The sequence below is a fragment of the Nocardioides luteus genome, from assembly GCF_015752315.1.
GTDB lineage: Bacteria > Actinomycetota > Actinomycetes > Propionibacteriales > Nocardioidaceae > Nocardioides.
Genome location: NZ_JADOVJ010000001.1, coordinates 916588 through 935096 on the forward strand (window position 1 = coordinate 916588; position 18509 = coordinate 935096).

Annotated in this window: 15 protein-coding genes; 9 read left to right on the forward strand and 6 right to left on the reverse strand. The window is 69.2% G+C overall.

Going from position 1 to position 18509, the window contains the following annotated elements:
- Complete coding sequence (locus HD557_RS04450; RefSeq protein WP_231380175.1) at nt 1-3216, forward strand: ATP-dependent DNA helicase; 3216 nt, start codon at nt 1-3, stop codon at nt 3214-3216.
- 647 nt (nt 3217-3863) lie between these two features.
- Here HD557_RS04450 and HD557_RS04455 read toward each other — a convergent pair.
- The gene (locus HD557_RS04455) at nt 3864-5681 is read right to left on the reverse strand and encodes a hypothetical protein (RefSeq protein WP_196872937.1); all 1818 of its coding nucleotides are present in this window, start codon (nt 5679-5681) and stop codon (nt 3864-3866) included.
- Nucleotides 5682-5718: 37 nt separating this feature from the next.
- Between HD557_RS04455 and nudC the strand changes: the two genes are divergently transcribed.
- Complete coding sequence (gene nudC, locus HD557_RS04460) at nt 5719-6630, forward strand: NAD(+) diphosphatase (protein WP_196872939.1); 912 nt, start codon at nt 5719-5721, stop codon at nt 6628-6630.
- Nucleotides 6631-6645: 15 nt separating this feature from the next.
- Here nudC and HD557_RS04465 read toward each other — a convergent pair whose 3' ends face one another.
- A complete protein-coding gene (locus tag HD557_RS04465) occupies nt 6646-6891 on the reverse strand; it encodes a mycoredoxin (RefSeq protein ID WP_008364195.1) in 246 nt (81 codons plus the stop codon).
- A gap of 89 nt (nt 6892-6980) precedes the next feature.
- Here HD557_RS04465 and HD557_RS04470 point away from each other — a divergent pair, with 89 nt between their 5' ends.
- From HD557_RS04470 to HD557_RS04485, 4 genes are all read left to right on the forward strand, one after another.
- Nucleotides 6981-9032: an ATP-dependent DNA helicase UvrD2 gene (locus HD557_RS04470; protein WP_196872941.1), complete on the forward strand. Its 2052-nt coding sequence runs from the start codon at nt 6981-6983 to the stop codon at nt 9030-9032.
- Nucleotides 9033-9170: 138 nt separating this feature from the next.
- On the forward strand, nt 9171-9386 hold the full coding sequence (locus HD557_RS04475; protein WP_008364198.1) for a hypothetical protein: 216 nt from the start codon (nt 9171-9173) through the stop codon (nt 9384-9386).
- A gap of 104 nt (nt 9387-9490) precedes the next feature.
- Nucleotides 9491-9790, forward strand: coding sequence for a WhiB family transcriptional regulator (locus tag HD557_RS04480; protein WP_008364199.1), 300 nt, complete (start codon nt 9491-9493; stop codon nt 9788-9790).
- A 149-nt stretch (nt 9791-9939) separates the two neighbouring features.
- Nucleotides 9940-10104 (forward strand): hypothetical protein, encoded by a 165-nt coding sequence (locus tag HD557_RS04485; RefSeq protein WP_231380176.1) that lies wholly within the window; start codon nt 9940-9942, stop codon nt 10102-10104.
- 120 nt (nt 10105-10224) lie between these two features.
- Here HD557_RS04485 and HD557_RS04490 read toward each other — a convergent pair whose 3' ends face one another.
- Nucleotides 10225-11871 carry a GMC oxidoreductase gene (locus HD557_RS04490; protein ID WP_231380177.1) on the reverse strand — a complete coding sequence of 549 codons (1647 nt, stop codon included), beginning with the start codon at nt 11869-11871 and terminating at the stop codon, nt 10225-10227.
- 97 nt (nt 11872-11968) lie between these two features.
- Between HD557_RS04490 and HD557_RS04495 the strand changes: the two genes are divergently transcribed.
- Together HD557_RS04495 and HD557_RS04500 are read left to right on the forward strand one after the other, a co-directional pair.
- Nucleotides 11969-13069, forward strand: a complete 1101-nt coding sequence (locus HD557_RS04495; protein ID WP_196872944.1) for an NAD(P)H-dependent amine dehydrogenase family protein — start codon at nt 11969-11971, stop codon at nt 13067-13069.
- Entirely contained in the window at nt 13066-13548 is a 483-nt protein-coding gene (locus HD557_RS04500; RefSeq protein ID WP_196872946.1) for a carboxymuconolactone decarboxylase family protein, read from the forward strand. The genes HD557_RS04495 and HD557_RS04500 overlap by 4 nt, the downstream gene beginning before the upstream one ends.
- A 246-nt stretch (nt 13549-13794) precedes the next feature.
- Here the strand turns inward: HD557_RS04500 and argS are convergent, their stop codons facing one another.
- The 3 genes from argS to HD557_RS04515 form a co-directional block, all read right to left on the reverse strand.
- The gene (gene argS, locus HD557_RS04505) at nt 13795-15504 is read right to left on the reverse strand and encodes an arginine--tRNA ligase (RefSeq protein WP_196876294.1); all 1710 of its coding nucleotides are present in this window, start codon (nt 15502-15504) and stop codon (nt 13795-13797) included.
- A 147-nt stretch (nt 15505-15651) separates the two neighbouring features.
- Nucleotides 15652-16425, reverse strand: a complete 774-nt coding sequence (locus HD557_RS04510) for a hypothetical protein (protein WP_196872949.1) — start codon at nt 16423-16425, stop codon at nt 15652-15654.
- 334 nt (nt 16426-16759) lie between these two features.
- A complete protein-coding gene (locus tag HD557_RS04515) occupies nt 16760-16918 on the reverse strand; it encodes a DUF5679 domain-containing protein (RefSeq protein ID WP_091051197.1) in 159 nt (52 codons plus the stop codon).
- A 551-nt stretch (nt 16919-17469) separates the two neighbouring features.
- Between HD557_RS04515 and HD557_RS04520 the strand changes: the two genes are divergently transcribed.
- Nucleotides 17470-18498, forward strand: a complete 1029-nt coding sequence (locus HD557_RS04520) for a PHP domain-containing protein (protein ID WP_307785534.1) — start codon at nt 17470-17472, stop codon at nt 18496-18498.
- Nucleotides 18499-18509 lie beyond the last annotated feature (11 nt).

Genomic DNA, 18509 nt, shown 5'->3' on the forward strand with positions numbered 1-18509 from the left:
ATGAGGGTCGAGACCCCCGAGGAGCTCGCCAAGCTGATGGGCCACGACTGGCTCTACAGCGAGGAGCAGTTCCGCGCGATCACCGCACCGCTGGAGCCGGCCGTGGTGATCGCCGGTGCCGGGTCCGGCAAGACGGCGGTCATGGCCGCCCGCGTCGTGTGGCTGGTCGCCACCGGCCGGGTGCTTCCCGGGGAGGTGCTCGGTCTGACCTTCACCACGAAGGCGACCGCCGAGCTGGCCACCAGGATCCGGGAGTCGCTGCAGAAGGCCGGCCTGTGGCCGGAGCGTCGCGAGGGCCCGCCGCGGCCCGGCGAGGACGCGGAGGAGGAGCCGACCGAGCCGACGGTCGCGACCTACCACTCCTACGCCTCCGGCCTGCTCTCCGAGCACGGGCTGCGGATCGGGCACGAGCCCGACACCCGGCTGATCGCCGACGCGACCCGCTACCAGCTCGCCGCGCGGGCGGTGGCCCGGCACACCCACCCGGTGGAGAAGCTGACCGACTACCCGAAGCTGGCCGTGCAGCAGTTGCTCGCGCTCGACTCCGAGCTCTCCGAGCATCTCGTCGACCCCGCCACCCTGCGGGCCTACGACCGCAACGAGCGGTCGCTGTTCGCGCTGGAGGTGGCTGACCTCAACGCCCAGCTCGCCGACGGCAAGCGGGTCAAGACCAAGCTGACCAAGGTCGAGAAGGCGATCGACGCGATCGACAAGCGCTACGAGCTGCTCGACCTGGTCGACGGCTACCGGCGCCTCAAGGACCGGCTCGGGCTGCTGGACTTCTCCGACCAGATCGCGCTGGCCGCCCGGCTGGCCGTGGAGACCCCCGAGGTCGGCGAGATCGAGCGCGGCAAGTTCAAGGTGGTGCTCCTCGACGAATACCAGGACACCTCGGTGGCCCAGGCCCAGATGCTCGCCCGTCTCTTCGGCGACGGACACCCGGTGACCGCCGTCGGCGACCCCAACCAGGCGATCTACGGCTGGCGCGGTGCCTCGGTGAGCAACATCCTCGAGTTCGGCCGCGACTTCCCGACCAAGGACGGGCGTCGTCCGTCCTACTCCCTGACCGTCAACCGCCGCTCCGACGCCCGCATCCTCGCCACCGCCAACCACCTCGCCGCCCAGCTCTACGAGGGTCGGGAGAAGGAGCGCCTGGTCGCCGCCGAGGGCGCGCGTGACGGTGAGGTGCGGGTGCATGTCCACGAGACGTACGACGACGAGCTGGTCTGGCTCGCGGACAAGGTGATCGAGGCTCATGAGGCGGTCGGCGAGTGGAAGGAGATCGGCGTCCTGACCAGGGACAACTCGCAGGCCGCGGCGGTCTTCGACGCGCTCACCGCTCGCGAGATCCCGGTCGAGATCGTCGGCCTGAAGGGGCTGCTCCGGCTGCCCGAGGTGGCCGAGGTCGTCGCCACCATGGAGCTGCTCCACGACGTCACCGCCAACGCCGCGCTGCTCACCCTGCTCGCCGGCCCGCGCTGGGCGATCGGGCCGCGTGACCTGGCCATCCTCGGCCGCAGGTCACGTGACCTGGCCGGGGTCGTCGGGGGTGCGGAGGAGTTCGCCGACATCGAGCGGCAACTGGAGGCGGCGGTCGAGGGCACCGACCCCACCGAGATCCCCTCGCTCAACGACGCGCTCGAGGACCCGGGCGACGCCGCCGACTACGACTACTCCCCGCAGGCGCGGGAGCGGTTCAAGCTGCTCGCCGACGAGCTCCGTGGGCTCCGGCGAGCGGTCAACGAGCCACTCCTCGACCTGGTCCGGCGGATCATCGACGTCACCGGCATCGACGTCGAGCTGGCCGCCTCGGTCTCCCCGGCGGCGTCGGCCCGGCGCGACAACCTCGATCTCTTCGTGCAGGCGGTCGCCGAGTTCGAGGGGCTCGACGGCCAGGTCACCCTCGCCGCGCTGCTGGCCTACCTGGAGGCGGAGGACGAATACGGCCAGGGTCTCGACGTCGCCACCCCGTCCGAGGCCGACTCGGTCAAGCTGCTCACCGTCCACCGTGCCAAGGGGCTGGAGTGGGACGTCGTCTTCCTGGTCGGGGTCACCCACAAGAAGTTCCCGACCGGCCAGACGCGATCCTCCTGGCTGACCGTCCCCTCGGTCATGCCCGCCGCGCTCCGCGGCGACCGCGACGACCTGCCCCAGCTCCACGGTCACGACGCCGACTCGATCGACGAGCTCCTCGCCGAGCGCAAGGAGCACGAGCGCGTCGAGGAGCTCCGGCTGGCCTACGTCGCCTGGACCCGCGCCCGCCACATCCAGTTCGTCTCCTGCTGGCGCTGGTCACCCTCGCTCAAGGAGGGCCGCGGGCCGTCGGTCTACGTGGAGAAGACCCGCGAGGCGCTGCTCCAGTGGGGCGCCAAGCCCGACCGCTGGGCAGACGTGGTCGTGAAGGGCGAGGAGGAGAGCCCCTACGCCGCCCTCGAGGTCGACCTGCCCTGGCCGATCAACCACCACACCCCCGAGGTGGAGCGCCGCCTGGAGGCGGCCAGGCTCGTCCGGGAGGTGGGGCCGGGGCCCGACGATCTCGACGACCTCACCCTGCTAGAGACGGTGAACCAGTGGGACGAGGAGATCGAGCGGCTGCTCACCGAGGCGGAGCGCGAACGTGCTCCCGAGGTGGTCGTGCCGCTGCCCTCCTCGCTGTCGGCCACCGCCATGTCCAAGCTGCGCGACGACCCGCTCGGCTTCGCCGCCGACCTGGTCCGCCCGATGCCGCGCAAGCCGTCCTCCCAGGCCCGCTTCGGCACCCGGTTCCACGCCTGGGTCGAGGCCCGCTTCGGCCAGCAGGACCTCTTCGACCCCGACGACCTCCCCGGCCGCGCCGACCACGGCATCGAGGACGAGTCCGGGCTCGAGGAGGTCATCGCCGCCTTCGAGCAGGGACCGTTCGCCGACCGGCCACCGTTCCGGGTCGAGGCCGCCTTCGCGATCGTCCTGGCCGGTCAGGTCGTACGCGGCCGGATCGACGCGGTTTACCAGGAACCCGACGGAAGCTTCCTGATCGTCGACTGGAAGACCAACCAGGCCCAGAACGCCGACCCGCTCCAGCTCGCGCTCTATCGGCTCGGGTGGGCTGAGCTGATGGGGCTGCCGCTGTCGAAGGTTCGGGCGGCGTTCTACTACGTGCGGTCGGGGAGGTTGGTCGAGCCGCCTGGGCTTGCTGATCGGGGGGAGTTGGAGCGGATCCTGGGTGGGGATCGCTAGCGACTTCTTTCGGCGCGCATTGGCTGCTTTGATTTTGTGGTTGGTGTTTGCCGCCGACCCGTTACGGGAGGGTGTTCTCAGCGGCGTCCGGAGTAAAGGACGGCCTGCGGCCGCCGGCTTCGCCGGCCGCTTCGCGGTCCTTGACACCGGCCGTCGCTGAGAATTTTGGCTGGTTATCGGGTCGGCGGCAGGGGTTTGGCGCGGTGATGTGGGTTGGGCAGGGGCTTGGGATCTGGAGTGAACGAATTTTCGTTCACTGCTGTCGACCGTGCCCAAGGGTGGCTGAGTCCGTGAAAGAAAATTCTCTTTCACACGGAGGAGGCTGGGCGGATTGGTGGGGGTGAACGAATTTTCGTTCACCCAGGAGAGCGTCTTCTTCCGCGGGGGTGAATGAATTTTCGTTCACCGTGGAGCGTCCGCCTCCCGAGGGGCGACTGTCTCCCGGCCACACTGGGGCCGCCGCCCCTGATAGCCAGCCAAATCTTTCTCGACATGGTCCGGTGTCAAGGACCGCGAAGCGGCCGGCGTAGCCGGCGGCCGCAGGCCGTCCTTGACTCCGGGGCAGGTCGAGAAATACTCGAGGACAGGGTCGGCGGCCCAGACCAGCCACAAACAACAGTGCCCGCCGGCGGCCATTAGAAGCGGAACTACTTCACCGTCCGAGCAACCTCCGGCAGTTCCCCCGACTCCCGCAGCGAGTCGAGCAGATCCCCAGGAAGGATCCAGACGGTCGCAAGCGGGAACGGCCGCTCGCGCAGCATCACCGCGCCGGTGACGAAGGAAGGCTCACCGTTCGGGCAGGAGAAGACGATGTCGTCCCCCCACTCCCACTGGCGCTTGACGATGGTGGGGAGCATCCACCACATCAACCAGTTGCGCTCCGAGTTCATCGACGAGCGGCGGCGGGGGCAGTTGTTGTCGTAGGCGACGACGGCTTCTGGGTGCTCGGCGAGGATCGAGCGGAGCTCGCCGACGACCGGGGTGTCGCGGTTGAAGTGGTCGTGGAACTCGTTCGAGGCCACGTCGGCGACGGCAGAGCCGGCGGTGCCGACCACCAGGACGAGCGCGGTGACGACCACCGAGCGCACCCGGTCGGAGAGTCGCGGGCTCACTCGGGAGAGGGCCGCGAGGATCGTCCAGATCGCCAACGGGATCAGCGAGCAGAGAGTCGCGATCAGCCAGAAGCGGTTGTCGTTGGTGAAGGACGGGATCGGCCCGGGCTGCGGGAACTGCCCGTCCGGAAGCGCCCACCACCACGGGATCGCGCCCGGGATGTGGGCCGGGGTGGTGTACGCCCAGGTGGGTGCGTCGGGGGCGACGACGAGGATGGTCACCAGCGAGACCCCGGCGACGATCACCCATGTCCAGACCAGGACGGCCCGGGAGCGTACGGCCTGGATCGCAGCACAGACCCCAGCCAGCACCAGGACCGCGAAGACCGGGTCGATGTAGCGCCCGTAGATCCAGTAGTCGAAGCGCCGCCACTCCATCGTGAACAGCGAGTACTCGTTGCCCCAGTTCAGGCAGCTGAGGACGTACATCGAGCCGGCCGCGATCAGCACGAACCCGGCGGGCCCGACCTGCCGCTCGCGGAGCTCCTTCCAGAACGCCGCGGTCACCACGACCAGGCCGACGACCACGACGCCGAAGCTGCCGATCATCTGTGTCCAGGCCTCACCGGCGAAGGTGTCGACCCAGAAGCGCGGGTTGGCGTGCACGACCTTCTCGAAGAAGCCCTGCGCCTGGATGAACTTCCACGGCACCAGCTGCGCGTGGAACCAGAGCGCGGCCTTGTTGGCGATCACGGCGAGCACACCGGTGGTGACCAGCCCGACGAGCGCGATGAGCGCGACCTGCCGCTTGCGTACGAGGAGACCGTGCACGAGGAGGCAGATCAGCCACAGCGCGACCGCGGCGACGAAGACCTGCATCCGGGCGTGCGAGAACAGGGCCAGTCCGGTGACCAGGCTGAGCAGGAGTACGCCGCGGTAGCTCGGCTTCTCCCAGAGCCGGAACGCGACCAGCGTCGCCACGACGACGAGCAGCGTGATCAGCCGCTCGGAGAGGATGTAGTCGGCCTGGATCGCGCGTGGCGGCAGGGCCATCACGACGGCGCCGGCGACCACACCCTGCGCCGGGGTGACGCCGCTGAGCCGCACCGCGACCCGGGCCAGTGGCCAGATCGTGAGCATGCTGATCACCAGGCCGACGACGATCGCCAGCTGGTAGAAGACGAAGACATTGGACGTGACCAGCCACAACGGCGCCAGCAGCACACCCCAGCCGGGGTAGTAGCCGGGGGTGTTCAGCTGGGGCGCGTCGAGGCCCAGAACGGTCCGCCCATGGATGACCGTGCCGATCTCGTCGTACATGAACGAGAGGTTCGAGCCCCAGGCGACGTAGACGTTGATCGCGAGAGCGACCACGACGGAGACGACAGCGGCGATGCGCCAGAACCGATCCACGCCGCGGAACATATACCCACCTCATAGGCTCTGACGGGTGGACTCCCCGAAGCTGCCCATCCATCTGAGAATCACCCAGGATCCCCACGACCGCTCCGGCCATCTGCGCGCCGACGACGGCTGGGTCGAGAAGGCCTGGACGGACGAGACCACGAGGGTCCTCGTGGTCGCCGGCAACAGGGTCGAGCCGTCCGGCGAGACCGGGGTGAGGTGGCGTACGCCGGCAGACTCCCCGGAGGGGATCCGGCTGCTCCTCGGCGACACCGCCGACGGGGCCAGGTTCGCGGTGCTCACCGGCCGCGAGGAGGCCGGCGAGACCTGGCGTGACCTGCGTGGGCTCTTCCCCGCGATGCTCGCCGACACGACCGAGGCGAGCTTCCTGATGCACGCGATCGGCCTGGCCGAGTGGCACCGGGCGACCCGGTTCTGCTCACGGTGCAGCGGCAGCCTGGTGCCGCGCGCGGCCGGTCACGAGCTGGCCTGCCCGGAGGGCCATCTGACCTTCCCGCGCACCGACCCCGCGGTGATCATGCTGGTGACGTCGGGCGAGCCCGGGACCGACGAGGAGCGTTGCCTGCTCGGCAACCACACCCGCTGGCCCGCGCCGAACTTCTCCACGCTCGCCGGCTTCGTCGAGCCGGGGGAGTCCCTCGAGGACGCGGTCCGTCGCGAGGTCGCCGAGGAGGTCGGCGTACGCGTCGGGCAGGTCGACTACTTCGGCAACCAGCCGTGGCCGCTGCCGGCCAGCCTGATGCTCGGCTTCTTCGCCCGTGCGGCGTCGACCGAGATCACGGTCGACGAGGACGAGATCCGCGAGGCGCGCTGGTTCACCCGCGCCGAGCTCGCCGCCGTCGCGCGCAGCGGCGAGATCAAGCTGCCCAGCGGCATCTCGATCAGCCGGTCGCTGGTCGAGGCCTGGTACGGCGGCGAGCTGCCCGGATCGTGGTGACGGAGACCGAGGAGGTCAGACCAGCTCGGCGAGCTTCGCCTTGACCTGAGCGATCGACGGGTTGGTCATTGCGGTGCCGTCCGAGTAGACGAGGGTGGGGACGGTCTGGTTGCCGTCGTTGACCTGCTCGACGATCTGGGCGGCCTCGGGCACCTGCTCGATGTCGACCTCGTCGAAGGTGATGTCCTCACGGCCGAGCTGTCCCTTGAGTCGCTGGCAGTATCCACACCAGGGCGTGGTGTACATGGTGAAGCTACTCATCGGGATCTCCTCATCAGAACTGTCGGTGCGAGCCAATAGTGTTGACCCGCAAGGCACAACGTTCCCACCCCGAGGAGTTCTTCCCGCCCATGACCCCCGAGTCCCTCCTCGCCGCACTGGACCCCGAGCAGCGCCGGGTGGCCGAGGCGCTGCGCGGTCCGGTCCGGGTGCTGGCGGGTGCGGGGACGGGCAAGACCCGGGCCATCACCCACCGGATCGCCTACGGCGTCGCCACCGGCGTCTACGCGCCGCAGGAGGTCCTCGCGGTCACCTTCACCACCCGGGCCGCCGGGGAGATGCGTCAGCGGCTGCGCGCGATGGGCGCCGGCGCGGTCCAGGCGCGTACGTTCCACTCCGCTGCCCTCCGCCAGCTGCGGTTCTTCTGGCCCAAGGTCTACGGCACCGAGCTGCCCACCCTGACCGAGTCGAAGATCCCGCTCATCCGCGCGGCCGCGCAGCGCCAGCGGATCAACGTCGACCAGGCCCAGGCACGCGACCTGGCCTCGGAGATCGAGTGGTCGAAGGTCTCCAACGTCCACCCCGACGACTACCCGAAGTCGGCCGAGGCGCGGGGCCGGGAGGTCGGCGGGCTGACGCCGTCGATGGTGGGGCACATCTACGCGGCGTACGAGGACGTCAAGCGCACCCAGGCACGCATGGACATGGAGGACGTGCTGCTGCTGACCGCCGGGCTCCTGGAGCACGACGAGCGGGTCGCGGCGCAGGTCAGGCGGCAGTACAAGTGGTTCACCGTCGACGAGTTCCAGGACGTCTCGCCGCTGCAGTCGGCTCTGCTCGACCTGTGGCTGGGCGGGCGCAACGAGATCTGCGTCGTCGGCGACCCGGCCCAGACGATCTACACCTTCGCCGGTGCCGACGCTGCCTACCTCCGTGACTTCCCGAAGAAGCATCCCGGTGCCACCTCGGTCGAGCTGGTCCGCAACTACCGCTCCTCGCCGCAGGTGGTGAGGGCGGCCAACAAGATCCTGGAAGGCACGCCCAGCGCCGGTGTGCAGCTGCAGGCGCAGCGTGACGCCGGGCCTGCCGTCGAGCACGTCGAGCAGCCCGACGAGGTCGCCGAGGCCGAGGGCGTCGCCGCCGAGATCCTGCGCCTGCACCAGTCCGGCAAGCCCTACAACGAGATGGCGATCCTGTTCCGGATCAACGCCCAGTCGGAGGCCTACGAGGACGCCCTCACCGCCCGCCGGATCCCCTATGTCGTACGCGGCGCCGCCCGGTTCTTCGACCGGCCCGAGGTCCGCGAGGCCGTCACCCGGATCCGAGGTGCGGCGCGAGGCGGCCAGGGAGCAGTGATCGGTGACGAGCTGCTGGAGTCGGTCCACGGGATCCTGGCCGGGATGGGCTGGACCTCGGAGCCGCCGGACGGCCGCGGCCAGACCCGCGACCGCTGGGAGTCGTGGCAGGCGCTGATCGACCAGGCGCGCGCCTTCGCAGCAGCAGGTGGCGACCTGGCCGGCCTCGTCGCCGAGCTCGACCGCCGCGCGGCCGAGCAGCACGCGCCGGTGCCGTCGGGAGTGACTCTGGCGACCTTCCACGCAGCCAAGGGGCTCGAGTGGGACTCGGTCTTCCTGGTCGGGCTCCAGGACGGCACGATGCCGTTCATCCTCCGCGGCGAGGAGCCGACCCCGGCCGAGATCGAGGAGGAGCGGCGCCTGCTCTACGTCGGCCTCACCCGGGCGCGGGTGGACCTGACCCTGTCCTGGGCGCTGGCCCGCCAGCCGGGCCAGGCGGCGCGGCGCCGGCCGTCGCGGTTCCTCGACCCGCTGCGACCGGCACGGTCTACGGCACCGGCACGCCGGCCCGGCTCCGGCAAGGCGCGGATGTGCAAGGCCTGCGGCGGACCGCTCGGCTCGGCGGCCGAGAAGCGGATGGGCCGCCACGAAGGCTGCGACGCGCCTTACGACGAGGAGCTCTACGGCCGGCTGAAGCAGTGGCGCAAGGAGACCGCCGAGGCGATCCGCAAGCCGGCGTTCGTGGTCTTCACCGACGCGACCTTGGAGCAGATCGCCGAGCAGAAGCCGGGCACGCTCCAGGATCTGCAGCGCATCGCCGGCATCGGCCGCGGCAAGGTGGAGGCGTACGGCTCGGAAGTCCTTCAGGTGATCTCCGCCGAGGCGTAAAAGTCCTTCACGGAAATTCCTCGAAATCAACGGGTTTAATCGTTTGCGGGCTACCTGCCCGGCCAGTTAGTGTTCTTCCATCAAGTAAAGCCGCGTGCTGCTCAAGCGCGCCCGACAGCCCCGAAGGAGGTGGCCCCAGTGAAGATCAACCAGATCAAGACGCCGATCAATGGCATCGCCATGTCCGCGTGCGGCCACCCCGAGCTGTCCAGCCCGACCTGGGCCACCCCGGCTGCCGGTGCCTTTGCGGGCGCCGGTTACGGCATGCGCGTCGAGGGACTCGTGTCCCCGCAGGCGGATGCCATCAAGGTCAAGTCCCTTGGGATTCGAGCCTGGAGCTGTCCGACTACGTAGAACCACGTAGTCACAGCAGCCTCCAGGCCGCGGAACCCGAAACCCGGGATCCGCGGCCTTTCTGTTTCTCAAAACCCGCGATCAGTCACAAAGGAGGTGTACATATGACCAGCATTCTCGAGCCCGAGGTCAAGCTCGGCGTTCTCCACGACCGCGCCAACCGCTACGACGAGGACCTGCTGCCCTGCCGGGCCAACAACCCCGAGCTGTGGTTCGCCGAGTCTCCTGCCGACGTCGAGTTCGCCAAGGCGCTCTGCGCGACCTGCCCCGTGCAGCCGCTCTGCCTCGCCGGCGCCCTCGACCGGCGTGAGCCCTGGGGCGTCTGGGGCGGCCAGCTGCTCCTGCAGGGGAAGGTGATCCCCCGCAAGCGGCCCCGTGGCCGGCCCCGCAAGGACGCCGCCTGATCGACCGAACAGCACCGAAGCACAGACAGCCGTTTCAACGACGAAAGGCGACAGCCATGAACACGATTGTGATGACCATGGGCGCCGGAGCCCGCTGACCAGCAGGAGAACCACCAGACATGAACACCAACCGAGTACGGAGCACTCAGATGAACTTGCTTTACGAAGACCTGGCGCGCGCGCAAATGGCCGCGCGCCTGGGAGAGGCGCGTGAACTGCGGCGAGGCCATGCCCTCGTCAAGGCCGCTCGCCTGGGCCGCAAGGCCGAGCGAGCCGCCGTCCAGGCGAAGCTGGCTCTTGCCCGCGCGCTGTAAGTCCCCCATGGGACACCAGACCTCACCCCTCTGATCGCGGGTGTGGAAGATGACCGGCCGGTCCGAGAAACCCTCGGACCGGCCGGTCCTACCTTTTCCGGCACCTACCTCCGGAAAAGGTCAGAGGTCGGTGGCGATGATCCTCTCGATGTTCCGCTCCGCGAGGGCGGTGATCGTGACGAACGGGTTGACGCTCGTGTTGCCGGGGATGAGCGAGCCGTCGATGACGTACAGACCGGCGTAGCCGTGCAGCCGGCCGTAGTTGTCGGTGGCCCGGTTCAGGACCGCACCGCCCAGCGGGTGATAGGTCAGGTGGTCACCCCAGATCTTGTTGGTGCCGAACAGGTCGGTCCGGTAGATCGTCCCTTCGGTCTTGTTGATCTTGTCGAAGATGGTCTTCGCCATCGTGATCGAGTCCTGCTTCCACGCGGTCTGCCACGACAGGTCGACCTTGCCGGTGGTCGAGTTGTAGCTGAACGCCGCCCGGCGCTGGGTCTTGGTGATCGCGAGATAGAAGGACGCGAACGTCTCGATACCGGTAGGCAGCGGCGCGACCTCGGCGAAGGCGCCGCCGGCGTCCCAGTTGTCGATGCCGGAGCACGGGATCGTCGACTGCACGTCACCGGTCGGGTCCCACATGTGGTTGGCGCGACCGACCATCACGTTGCCGTTGTCACCCCAGCCCTGGCCGATCTCGCCGTTCAGCGCCGGCAGCGCGCCGGTCGCCTTCAGCTTCACCAGCAGTTTGCTCGTGCCGACGCTGCCGGCCGCGAAGAACACCTTGCCCGCGTTGACCGTCTTCGTCGCCACCACGTCGCCGGCGGTGTTGATCTGCTCCAGGACGACGTCGTACCCACCGGTCGCCGCGGGCCGGACCGACGTGGCCCGGTGCAGGGAGGAGATCGTGACCTTCCCGGTAGCGGCGGCCTGAGCGAGGTATGTCTTCGGCAGCGTCCTCTTGCCGTGGTTGTTCCCGTAGATGACCTCCTGGGCCAGTGCCGACTTCGGGACGCTGCCGTTGTCCTCGGCCACCATGTAGTTCCAGTCGTACACGTCCGGGACGAACGTCCACGCGAAGCCGGAGCGCTGGGCGTGCTTCCGGCCCACGCGTGAGTACTGGTAGTAGGAGGTCCGTTCGAACCAGTCGGGGTCGACCGATCCGACGCCGAGTGCGGCGTTGGCCCGCGGATAGTAGGTGGAGTACATCTCGGCGGCGTCCACCGAGGGCAGGACGGCGCCGAAGTTTTCCCGCTTCGGGGTGACGGCCATGCCTCCGTTGACGAGCGAGCCGCCGCCGACTCCTCGTCCCTGGTAGACGGAGATCCCGGCGAAGTCCTCGGCATCCAGGATGCCGGCGTACTTCGGGACGTCCTTGTCGATGGGGAACCCGAGGAAGTTGCTGAGCGGCTGCTTGGTCCGCGTACGCATCCAGAAGGACCGATAGTCCGGAGCGCTCACCTTCGGGTGGATCTTGCCGTCCGGGCCGGGCGCGACCGTGGACCAGTCCTGGCCCATCTCGACCATGTGGACGTTGATGCCGGCCTGGGCCAGTCGCAGGGCTGCGACCGAGCCGCCGTAGCCGGTGCCGATGACCAGCACCGGCACCTGCGCGCCGTTGCCGATCGACGACGGTGCCGCGGTCGCCCAGGTCGGGCTGGTTCCGAATGCTCCTCCCAGCATCCCGACCCCAGCCAGCGAGCCCGCGCCGAGCACGAATCCGCGCCGCGAGAGCCCTCGCGACCGGTCCTGTCGTGGTGTGTTGCTCAAGATGACCTCCCTTTTCATCACTGATTGCTAGAACATGTTCTAGTATGCCGGTGGGGGTGTCAGAGGTTTCGCAACATTCACGCGACAGGGAGGTCGCATGGTCACCGTATGCGTATGGGGCACGGGAAACATCGGTCGACTCGCCATCCGGGCCGTCGACGCACATCCACGGCTCGAGCTCACCAGCGTGCTCGTCCACGACCCCGCGAAGGTCGGTCGCGACGCGGGTGATCTCGGAGAGGTCGACCATGGCCTCGGTGTCGCCGCCACCGACGACATCGACGCGGTGCTCGCGACGCGCCCCCAGGCGATCGTGTATGCCGCGTCCGGCGACATCCGCCCCGACGAGGCCCTCGCCGACATCGTGCGCGCGCTCCGGGCCGGCGCCGTGGTCGTCACGCCCGCGCTCTACGCGCTCTACGACCAGCGCAACGCTCCGCCGGAGATGCGCGAGCCGGTGCTCGCTGCGATCGCCGAGGGCGGCGGGTCGCTCTTCGTCTCCGGCGTCGACCCGGGCTGGGCGAACGACGTGCTGCCGCTGCTGGTCAGCGGTCTGGGGAGCACCGTGGACGTCGTCCGGTGCCAGGAGATCTTCGACTACTCGACCTATGACCAGCCCGACTCCGTCCGCTATCTCGTCGGGATGGGCCAGCCGATGGACTACGACGCCCCGATGCTCGCCGAGACCGTGCCGACCATGGTGTGGGGCGGCCAGGTCCGGCTGATCGCCCGTGGTCTCGACGTCGAGCTCGACGAGATCCGGGAGACCGTCGAGCGGCTGCCGCTGGACGAGACTGTGACCACCGCGTCGATGGGCGACTTCGAGAAGGGCACCCAAGGGGCGGTGCGCTTCGAGGTCCAGGGGATCGTCGCCGGCGAGCCGCTCGTCGTCGTCGAGCACGTCACCCGTATCCATCCCTCCTGCGCCCCGCACTGGCCGACGCCGCCCGACGGCGACGGTGCCCACCGGGTGATCATCGAGGGTGACCCGCGGATCGAGGTCACGGTCGAGGCGACCGACAAGACGGGCAACCGGGCCGGGGGCGGCAACGCCACCGCGGTCGGGCGACTCGTCGGCGCGATCGAGTGGCTCATCGACGCAGACCCAGGACTCTACGACGCGCTGGACGTGCCGCTGCGTCCGGCGATCGGCAGGCTCGGTGTGGCCAGGGCCGCCCAGGAAGGTGTGACCGCATGATCATCGACGTCCCCGACGGCAAGGACCCGATCGCGTACGTCTGGGGCGAGATGGTCCCCGGGATCGGCCCGGCCGCGGCCGGCCTCTCGCTCGCCGTCTACGAGCACACCACGCTCGGGCTCCGTGAGTTCGAGGCCGCGCGGCTGCGGATCGCGCAGATCAACGGTTGCGTGTTCTGCCTCGACTGGCGCACCGAACGTGACGGCCAGAAGGTCGAGGAGTCGTTCGCCGAGGCGGTGGAGGAATGGCGTACGACGGACGCGTTCGACGAACGCACCCGGCTCGCCGCCGAGTACGCGGAGCGCTACGCGAGCGACCACCACGGGATCGACCAGGCCTTCTGGGACCGGATGTCGGCCCACTACACCGATGCCGAGATCGTCGAGCTGAGCATGTGCCTCGGGTCGTGGCTGGCCTTCGGGCGGCTCAACCACGTCCTGGGCCTCGACACCGCCTGCGTGCTGCCTGCCCGGACGTAACACGGTCCTGACAATCAGGTGATGCAGAATTTCGGTGTTGCGCCCTCTGAGCCGCAGGATTTCGACCTATCGTTGATACATGAAGACCTGCGATTTCTGCGGATGCTACGAGGCCGACCCCCACCGCCTCCTCGCATGGACCACCGCGGTTGAGCGTGGGCGCTCGAAGGCGTTCTGCGAGGCATGCTCGCGACGTCACGTGCGCTCCATGGAAGCCAAGCTCGACTCCGACTGGTGGGCCTGAGCTCACATCCTTCGAGGCGCCTCGATGCCGAGGAGCCTGAGTCCGTCTGACAGCACTCGCCGGGTCGCTTCGCACAACGCGAGCCGGGTCTGCCTGACCTCGCCGTCCGCCTTGAGCACGGGACAGTTCTCGTAGAAGGCGGTCAGCGCGGTCGACAGACCGTAGAGGTACGCCGTCAGGTGATGCGGTTCCAAGGTGTCCGCGACCTTGGCGACCACGGGTGCGAAGCCGGTCAGCTCCAGCGCGAGTCGCTGCTCGGCCGGGTGGGACAGGGTGCCGACGGCGCGATGTCCTGAGCCTGTCGGAGGGTACGTCTGCTGCGGTGCCTGCGCGAGGATGCTGCACACCCGGGCATGGGCGTACTGCAGATACGGGCCGGTCTCACCGGTCGTGGCCGACATCCGGGCGAGGTCGAAGGCGTAGTCGCGGGCGAGGTGATTGGAGAGGTCGGCGTACTTCACGGCGGCGTTGGCCACGGCGCGTACGACCTCGGGGTTGTCATAGCGCGCGGCGACGGCCTCCTCGGCGTCGTCGAGGAGTGAGGTGAGGGTGACCGTCTCGCCCGAGCGGGTCTTGAAGGGCCGGCCGTCAGCGCCGAGCACGGTGCCGAAGCCGATGTGCTGGACCTCGACCGAGTCGGGCAGCCAGCCGGCGGCGCGGGCGACGGCGAAGACCATGTCGAAGTGGTGGCTCTGCCGGTGGTCGACCACGTAGACGACCCGGTCGACCGCCAGGTCGTCGACCCGGTGCCGGATCGTGGCGAGGTCGGTGGCGGCGTAGCCGAACCCGCCGTCGGCCTTCCGCACGATCAGCGGCAGCGGTGCGCCGTCGCGACCGGCGAAGCCGTCGGGGTAGACGACCTGGGCACCGGCCGACTCGGTCAGCAGACCCGATGCCCGAAGGTCGTCGACGACGCCGGGAAGCTGCGGGTTGTAGCGGCTCTCGCCGTCGAAGTCGTCCCTGGTCAGGAGTACGCCGAGCCGACTGTAGGTGGTCTCGAACTCGGCCAGCGACGCCTCCACGAGCGCCTGCCAGAGCGCAAGCGTGGTCGGGTCGCCGGACTGCAGCGCCACCACCCGGCGCCGGGCGGACGCGGCGAAGCCCGGGTCGTCGTCGAAGCGCGCCTTGGCCCGCTGGTAGAGGGCGAGCAGCTCGCTCATGTCCAGGCCGGCGACGGCCGCGGGGTCATGGAGATCCTCACCGAGCAGCTCCTCGACCAGCATGCCGAACTGGGTGCCCCAGTCACCGAGATGGTTCTGCCGAACCACGTCGTGGCCGGCGTAGGTCAGCACCCGGGCCAGGGAGTCGCCGATCACCGTGGAGCGCAGGTGGCCGACGTGCATCTGCTTGGCGACGTTGGGGGAGGAGTAGTCGACGACGACCCGTTGCGGTGTCTCCGGTGTGGGGACGCCCAGGTGGGGGTCGGTCAGCAGGTCGCCGACGGCCTCGCCGAGGACGGCGGGGGACCAGGTGAGGTTGAGGAACCCGGCGCCGGCCAGCTCGGCGGTGGCGAGATCGCCGAGGTCGACGGCATCGAGGAGGCGGGTGCCGATCTCCCGCGGCGCCAGGCCGAGCGGACCGGCCAGCCGCAGCGGGAGGTTGGACTGGAGATGCCCGAACTCGGGCCGGGTGGCCGGGCGCAGCTCGGGATCGATGCCGGCGTGGGCGTCGCCGAAGCAGGCGACGACGGCATCCTGGAGGTGTGCGGACAGGGCAAGGGTGTGCTCGTGCACGAGAGTGGTCCTAGGAGGTGAAGAGGGCAGGCTGACGCAAGGGCGGGGTCAGAGACCCATGCCTCGTCGTCGCAGCGCGCTCTTCGTGACCATGTCGGCAAGGGTGCCTGGACGTGCCGCCGTTGGTCAAGCCGGTTCGCTCCCCTCGGCCCTGGCCGAGGCGATCAGGTCCCAGGCGCAGCCGCAGTAGGGATGACGCAGCCACGGTCGCACGGTGGGCTCGTCGTCGCGGGTGAGGATCACCGACGCCGACCACGATGCCGGGGTGCGGCCGGCGAGATAGGTGCGGGCGTCACGTACGGCCCAGGAGAGCGCCAGCGACTGCAGCAAGGCATCGCTCGGCACCTCGTTGCCGACGAGCTGGCTCACGACGACTGCCCGTCGGTCGTCCTCCTCGGCGAGAGTTGCGTCGACGCAGCGCAGGCAGGCGGTGACGCCGGGAACGACCAGCGGGCCCACCGTCCAGGTGTCGGGGCCGCTCTCGACGACGAGGTGTGCCCGGCCCTCGCGCACCATCTCGTCGGTCCGCTCCCGGTCCAACGGGCCCTCAGAGAGGAGGACGACGAGGTCCGGCTCCGTCGACGCGGTCGGCGCCGGTCCGGCCAACGCCCGAGCCGCCGCGACCATCCCCGGCGGCCCGTCGAACCCGATGCGCAGCGGCGGCTCGCCGCCGTCGGCGTCCATCAGCAGACCGGCGCTGCCGAGCTGCTGCATCGCATGCCGGCCGGGTAGATGGTCGGGCTCGACCGCTCGTCCGGCGGCGAGGTCGGTCAGCAGGCGGCGTACCTCCACGCCGTCCTGCACGATCGCCCGCCGGGGCGGGTCGATGCCGATCTGGAGTCGGGTCTCATCACGTCGTACGGCCACATACCCCGGCCGAATCCGGTAGCGCGTGCTCATGCCGAGGAGTCTCACACCGCCCGAGATTCCCTGCATCAACAATCCACAGCCCCTGTGGATAACGTGCCGAGACGTCGCTCGCGTCGGTCGAGTCGGCACCAGCGTGACGCTTCGGCCGACGGGGCCGACGCCTCGGCAAAACGTGGCAGCGGCGCCGCCGGACTTGCCGGGGGCGCCGCCGCGAGTCGTGCACTTCTGGGATCTGCGCACGCACTGGCTTACTGCTCCGGGTAGCTTGGATCTCGACCCGCTTCGCGGGTTCGCAGGCTCACCCGCTGCGCTCGCTCGATCCCTTCGCGTTGCGACTCCGCTCCTTCGTCGCGGAGTCGCAGGCTCAGGCCTTACCGAGGATGCGGTTGAGGTTGGTGCTGCAGACGGGGCAGACGGCCTTGGCCATCTTGGTGCCCTTGTCGTTCACCCGGATCTCACCGGTTGCCTCGCGCTTCTCCTTGCACTTCACGCAGTAGAACTCGCCGCTCCAGGTCTCCGCCATGACGGCCTCCTTGCCTATGTGTAACTGGTCGTCGCGACGGGGTTGTCAGGGAAGCCCGTCGGAAGCTCGTCGGACGAGCCAACTCGACCCTACGACACGCGGCGCTTCCTGCGGCAACACGGGCTGTCCAGCGAGTGTCGGCGTGTTGGCGTCATACCGGGGGATTCGGGGCTTTCGAGGACGCATCGAAGGTCTGTCGAAGGCTCCCGTGAGGTCTGGGAGGCGACCCGAAAACTGGAGGGACCCCCGGTGCCTGGATCGTCCTTCGCCTTCCCCTTGCGAAGGCCGTCCGGCGGCGCCGGGGGTCCCACTGACATCGAACTTAAAGAGGATGTGGGGGCCCGTCAACGTCCCACTCCGCGATCCTTGTGGACAAGATGTGGACAACCCCGCTTTGCTTGGGGAAAGCCGGTGGAAGACACGCCCGTTTCTGTGGGTAACCAGGGTGAACGGATGGAGAATGATCGGTTGAATACGGACTGTGACCTGCGAAAAGCATTCTCCACCGGCTGTGGAGGAGAAAATAGTTGGAGGAAGATTTGGTAGGCGAGGTGTTGTCCCCCGTCGCAGCCCTGCGTCGGATCGCGTTCCTGCTCGAGCGCGGCCGTGAGGACAGCTACAAGGTGAAGGCCTTCCGCACCGCGGCGGCCGCGATCCTTCCGCTCCCCGAGGAGGAGGTACGCCGCCGGGCGGCCGAGGGCACCCTGACGGAGCTGAGCGGGGTCGGCGCGAGCACGGCCAAGGTCATCACGGAGGCCGCGCGCGGCGAGGTGCCGCAGCGGCTGGCGGACACCGAGCGGGTCCACGGCGGTCCACTGACCGAGCGCGGGACGGGGGAGGGGCTGCGGAGCAGGCTCCGGGGCGACCTGCACAGCCACTCCGACTGGTCCGACGGCGGCTCCCCGATCGAGGAGATGGCCTTCACCGCGGTCGAGCTGGGCCACGAGTACCTCGTGCTCACCGACCACAGTCCGCGCCTGACCGTCGCCAACGGGCTCAGCGCCGCTCGTCTGGAACGCCAGCTCGGCGTCGTCGACGCGGTCAACGACCACCTCGCGGGGCACGGGTTCACCCTGCTCAAGGGGATCGAGGTCGACATCCTCGACGACGGCAGCCTCGACCAGACCGACGAGATGCTCGCCAAGCTCGAGCTCCGCGTCGCCAGCGTCCACTCCAAGCTCAAGATGGACAAGGAGCTGATGACCAGACGGATGGTCACGGCGGTCTCCACCACGCGGATGAACGTGCTCGGCCACTGCACCGGCCGCCTGGTCACCGGGAGCCGCGGCACCCGGCCCGGCAGCCAGTTCGACGCCAGGAAGGTCTTCGAGGCGTGCGCCGAGCACGGGGTCGCGGTCGAGATCAACTCCAGGCCCGAGCGGAGAGACCCGCCGACCAAGCTTCTCGAGCTCGCTCGCGACCTCGGTTGCCTCTTCTCGATCGACTCGGACGCGCACGCTCCGGGGCAGCTCGACTTCCTCGTGCTGGGGTGTGAACGAGCCGAGAAGGCGGGTATCGAAGAGGAACGGATCATCAACACCTGGCCGCGGGACCGCCTGCTGGCCTGGGCGAACAGGTAGTTTCTTGACCT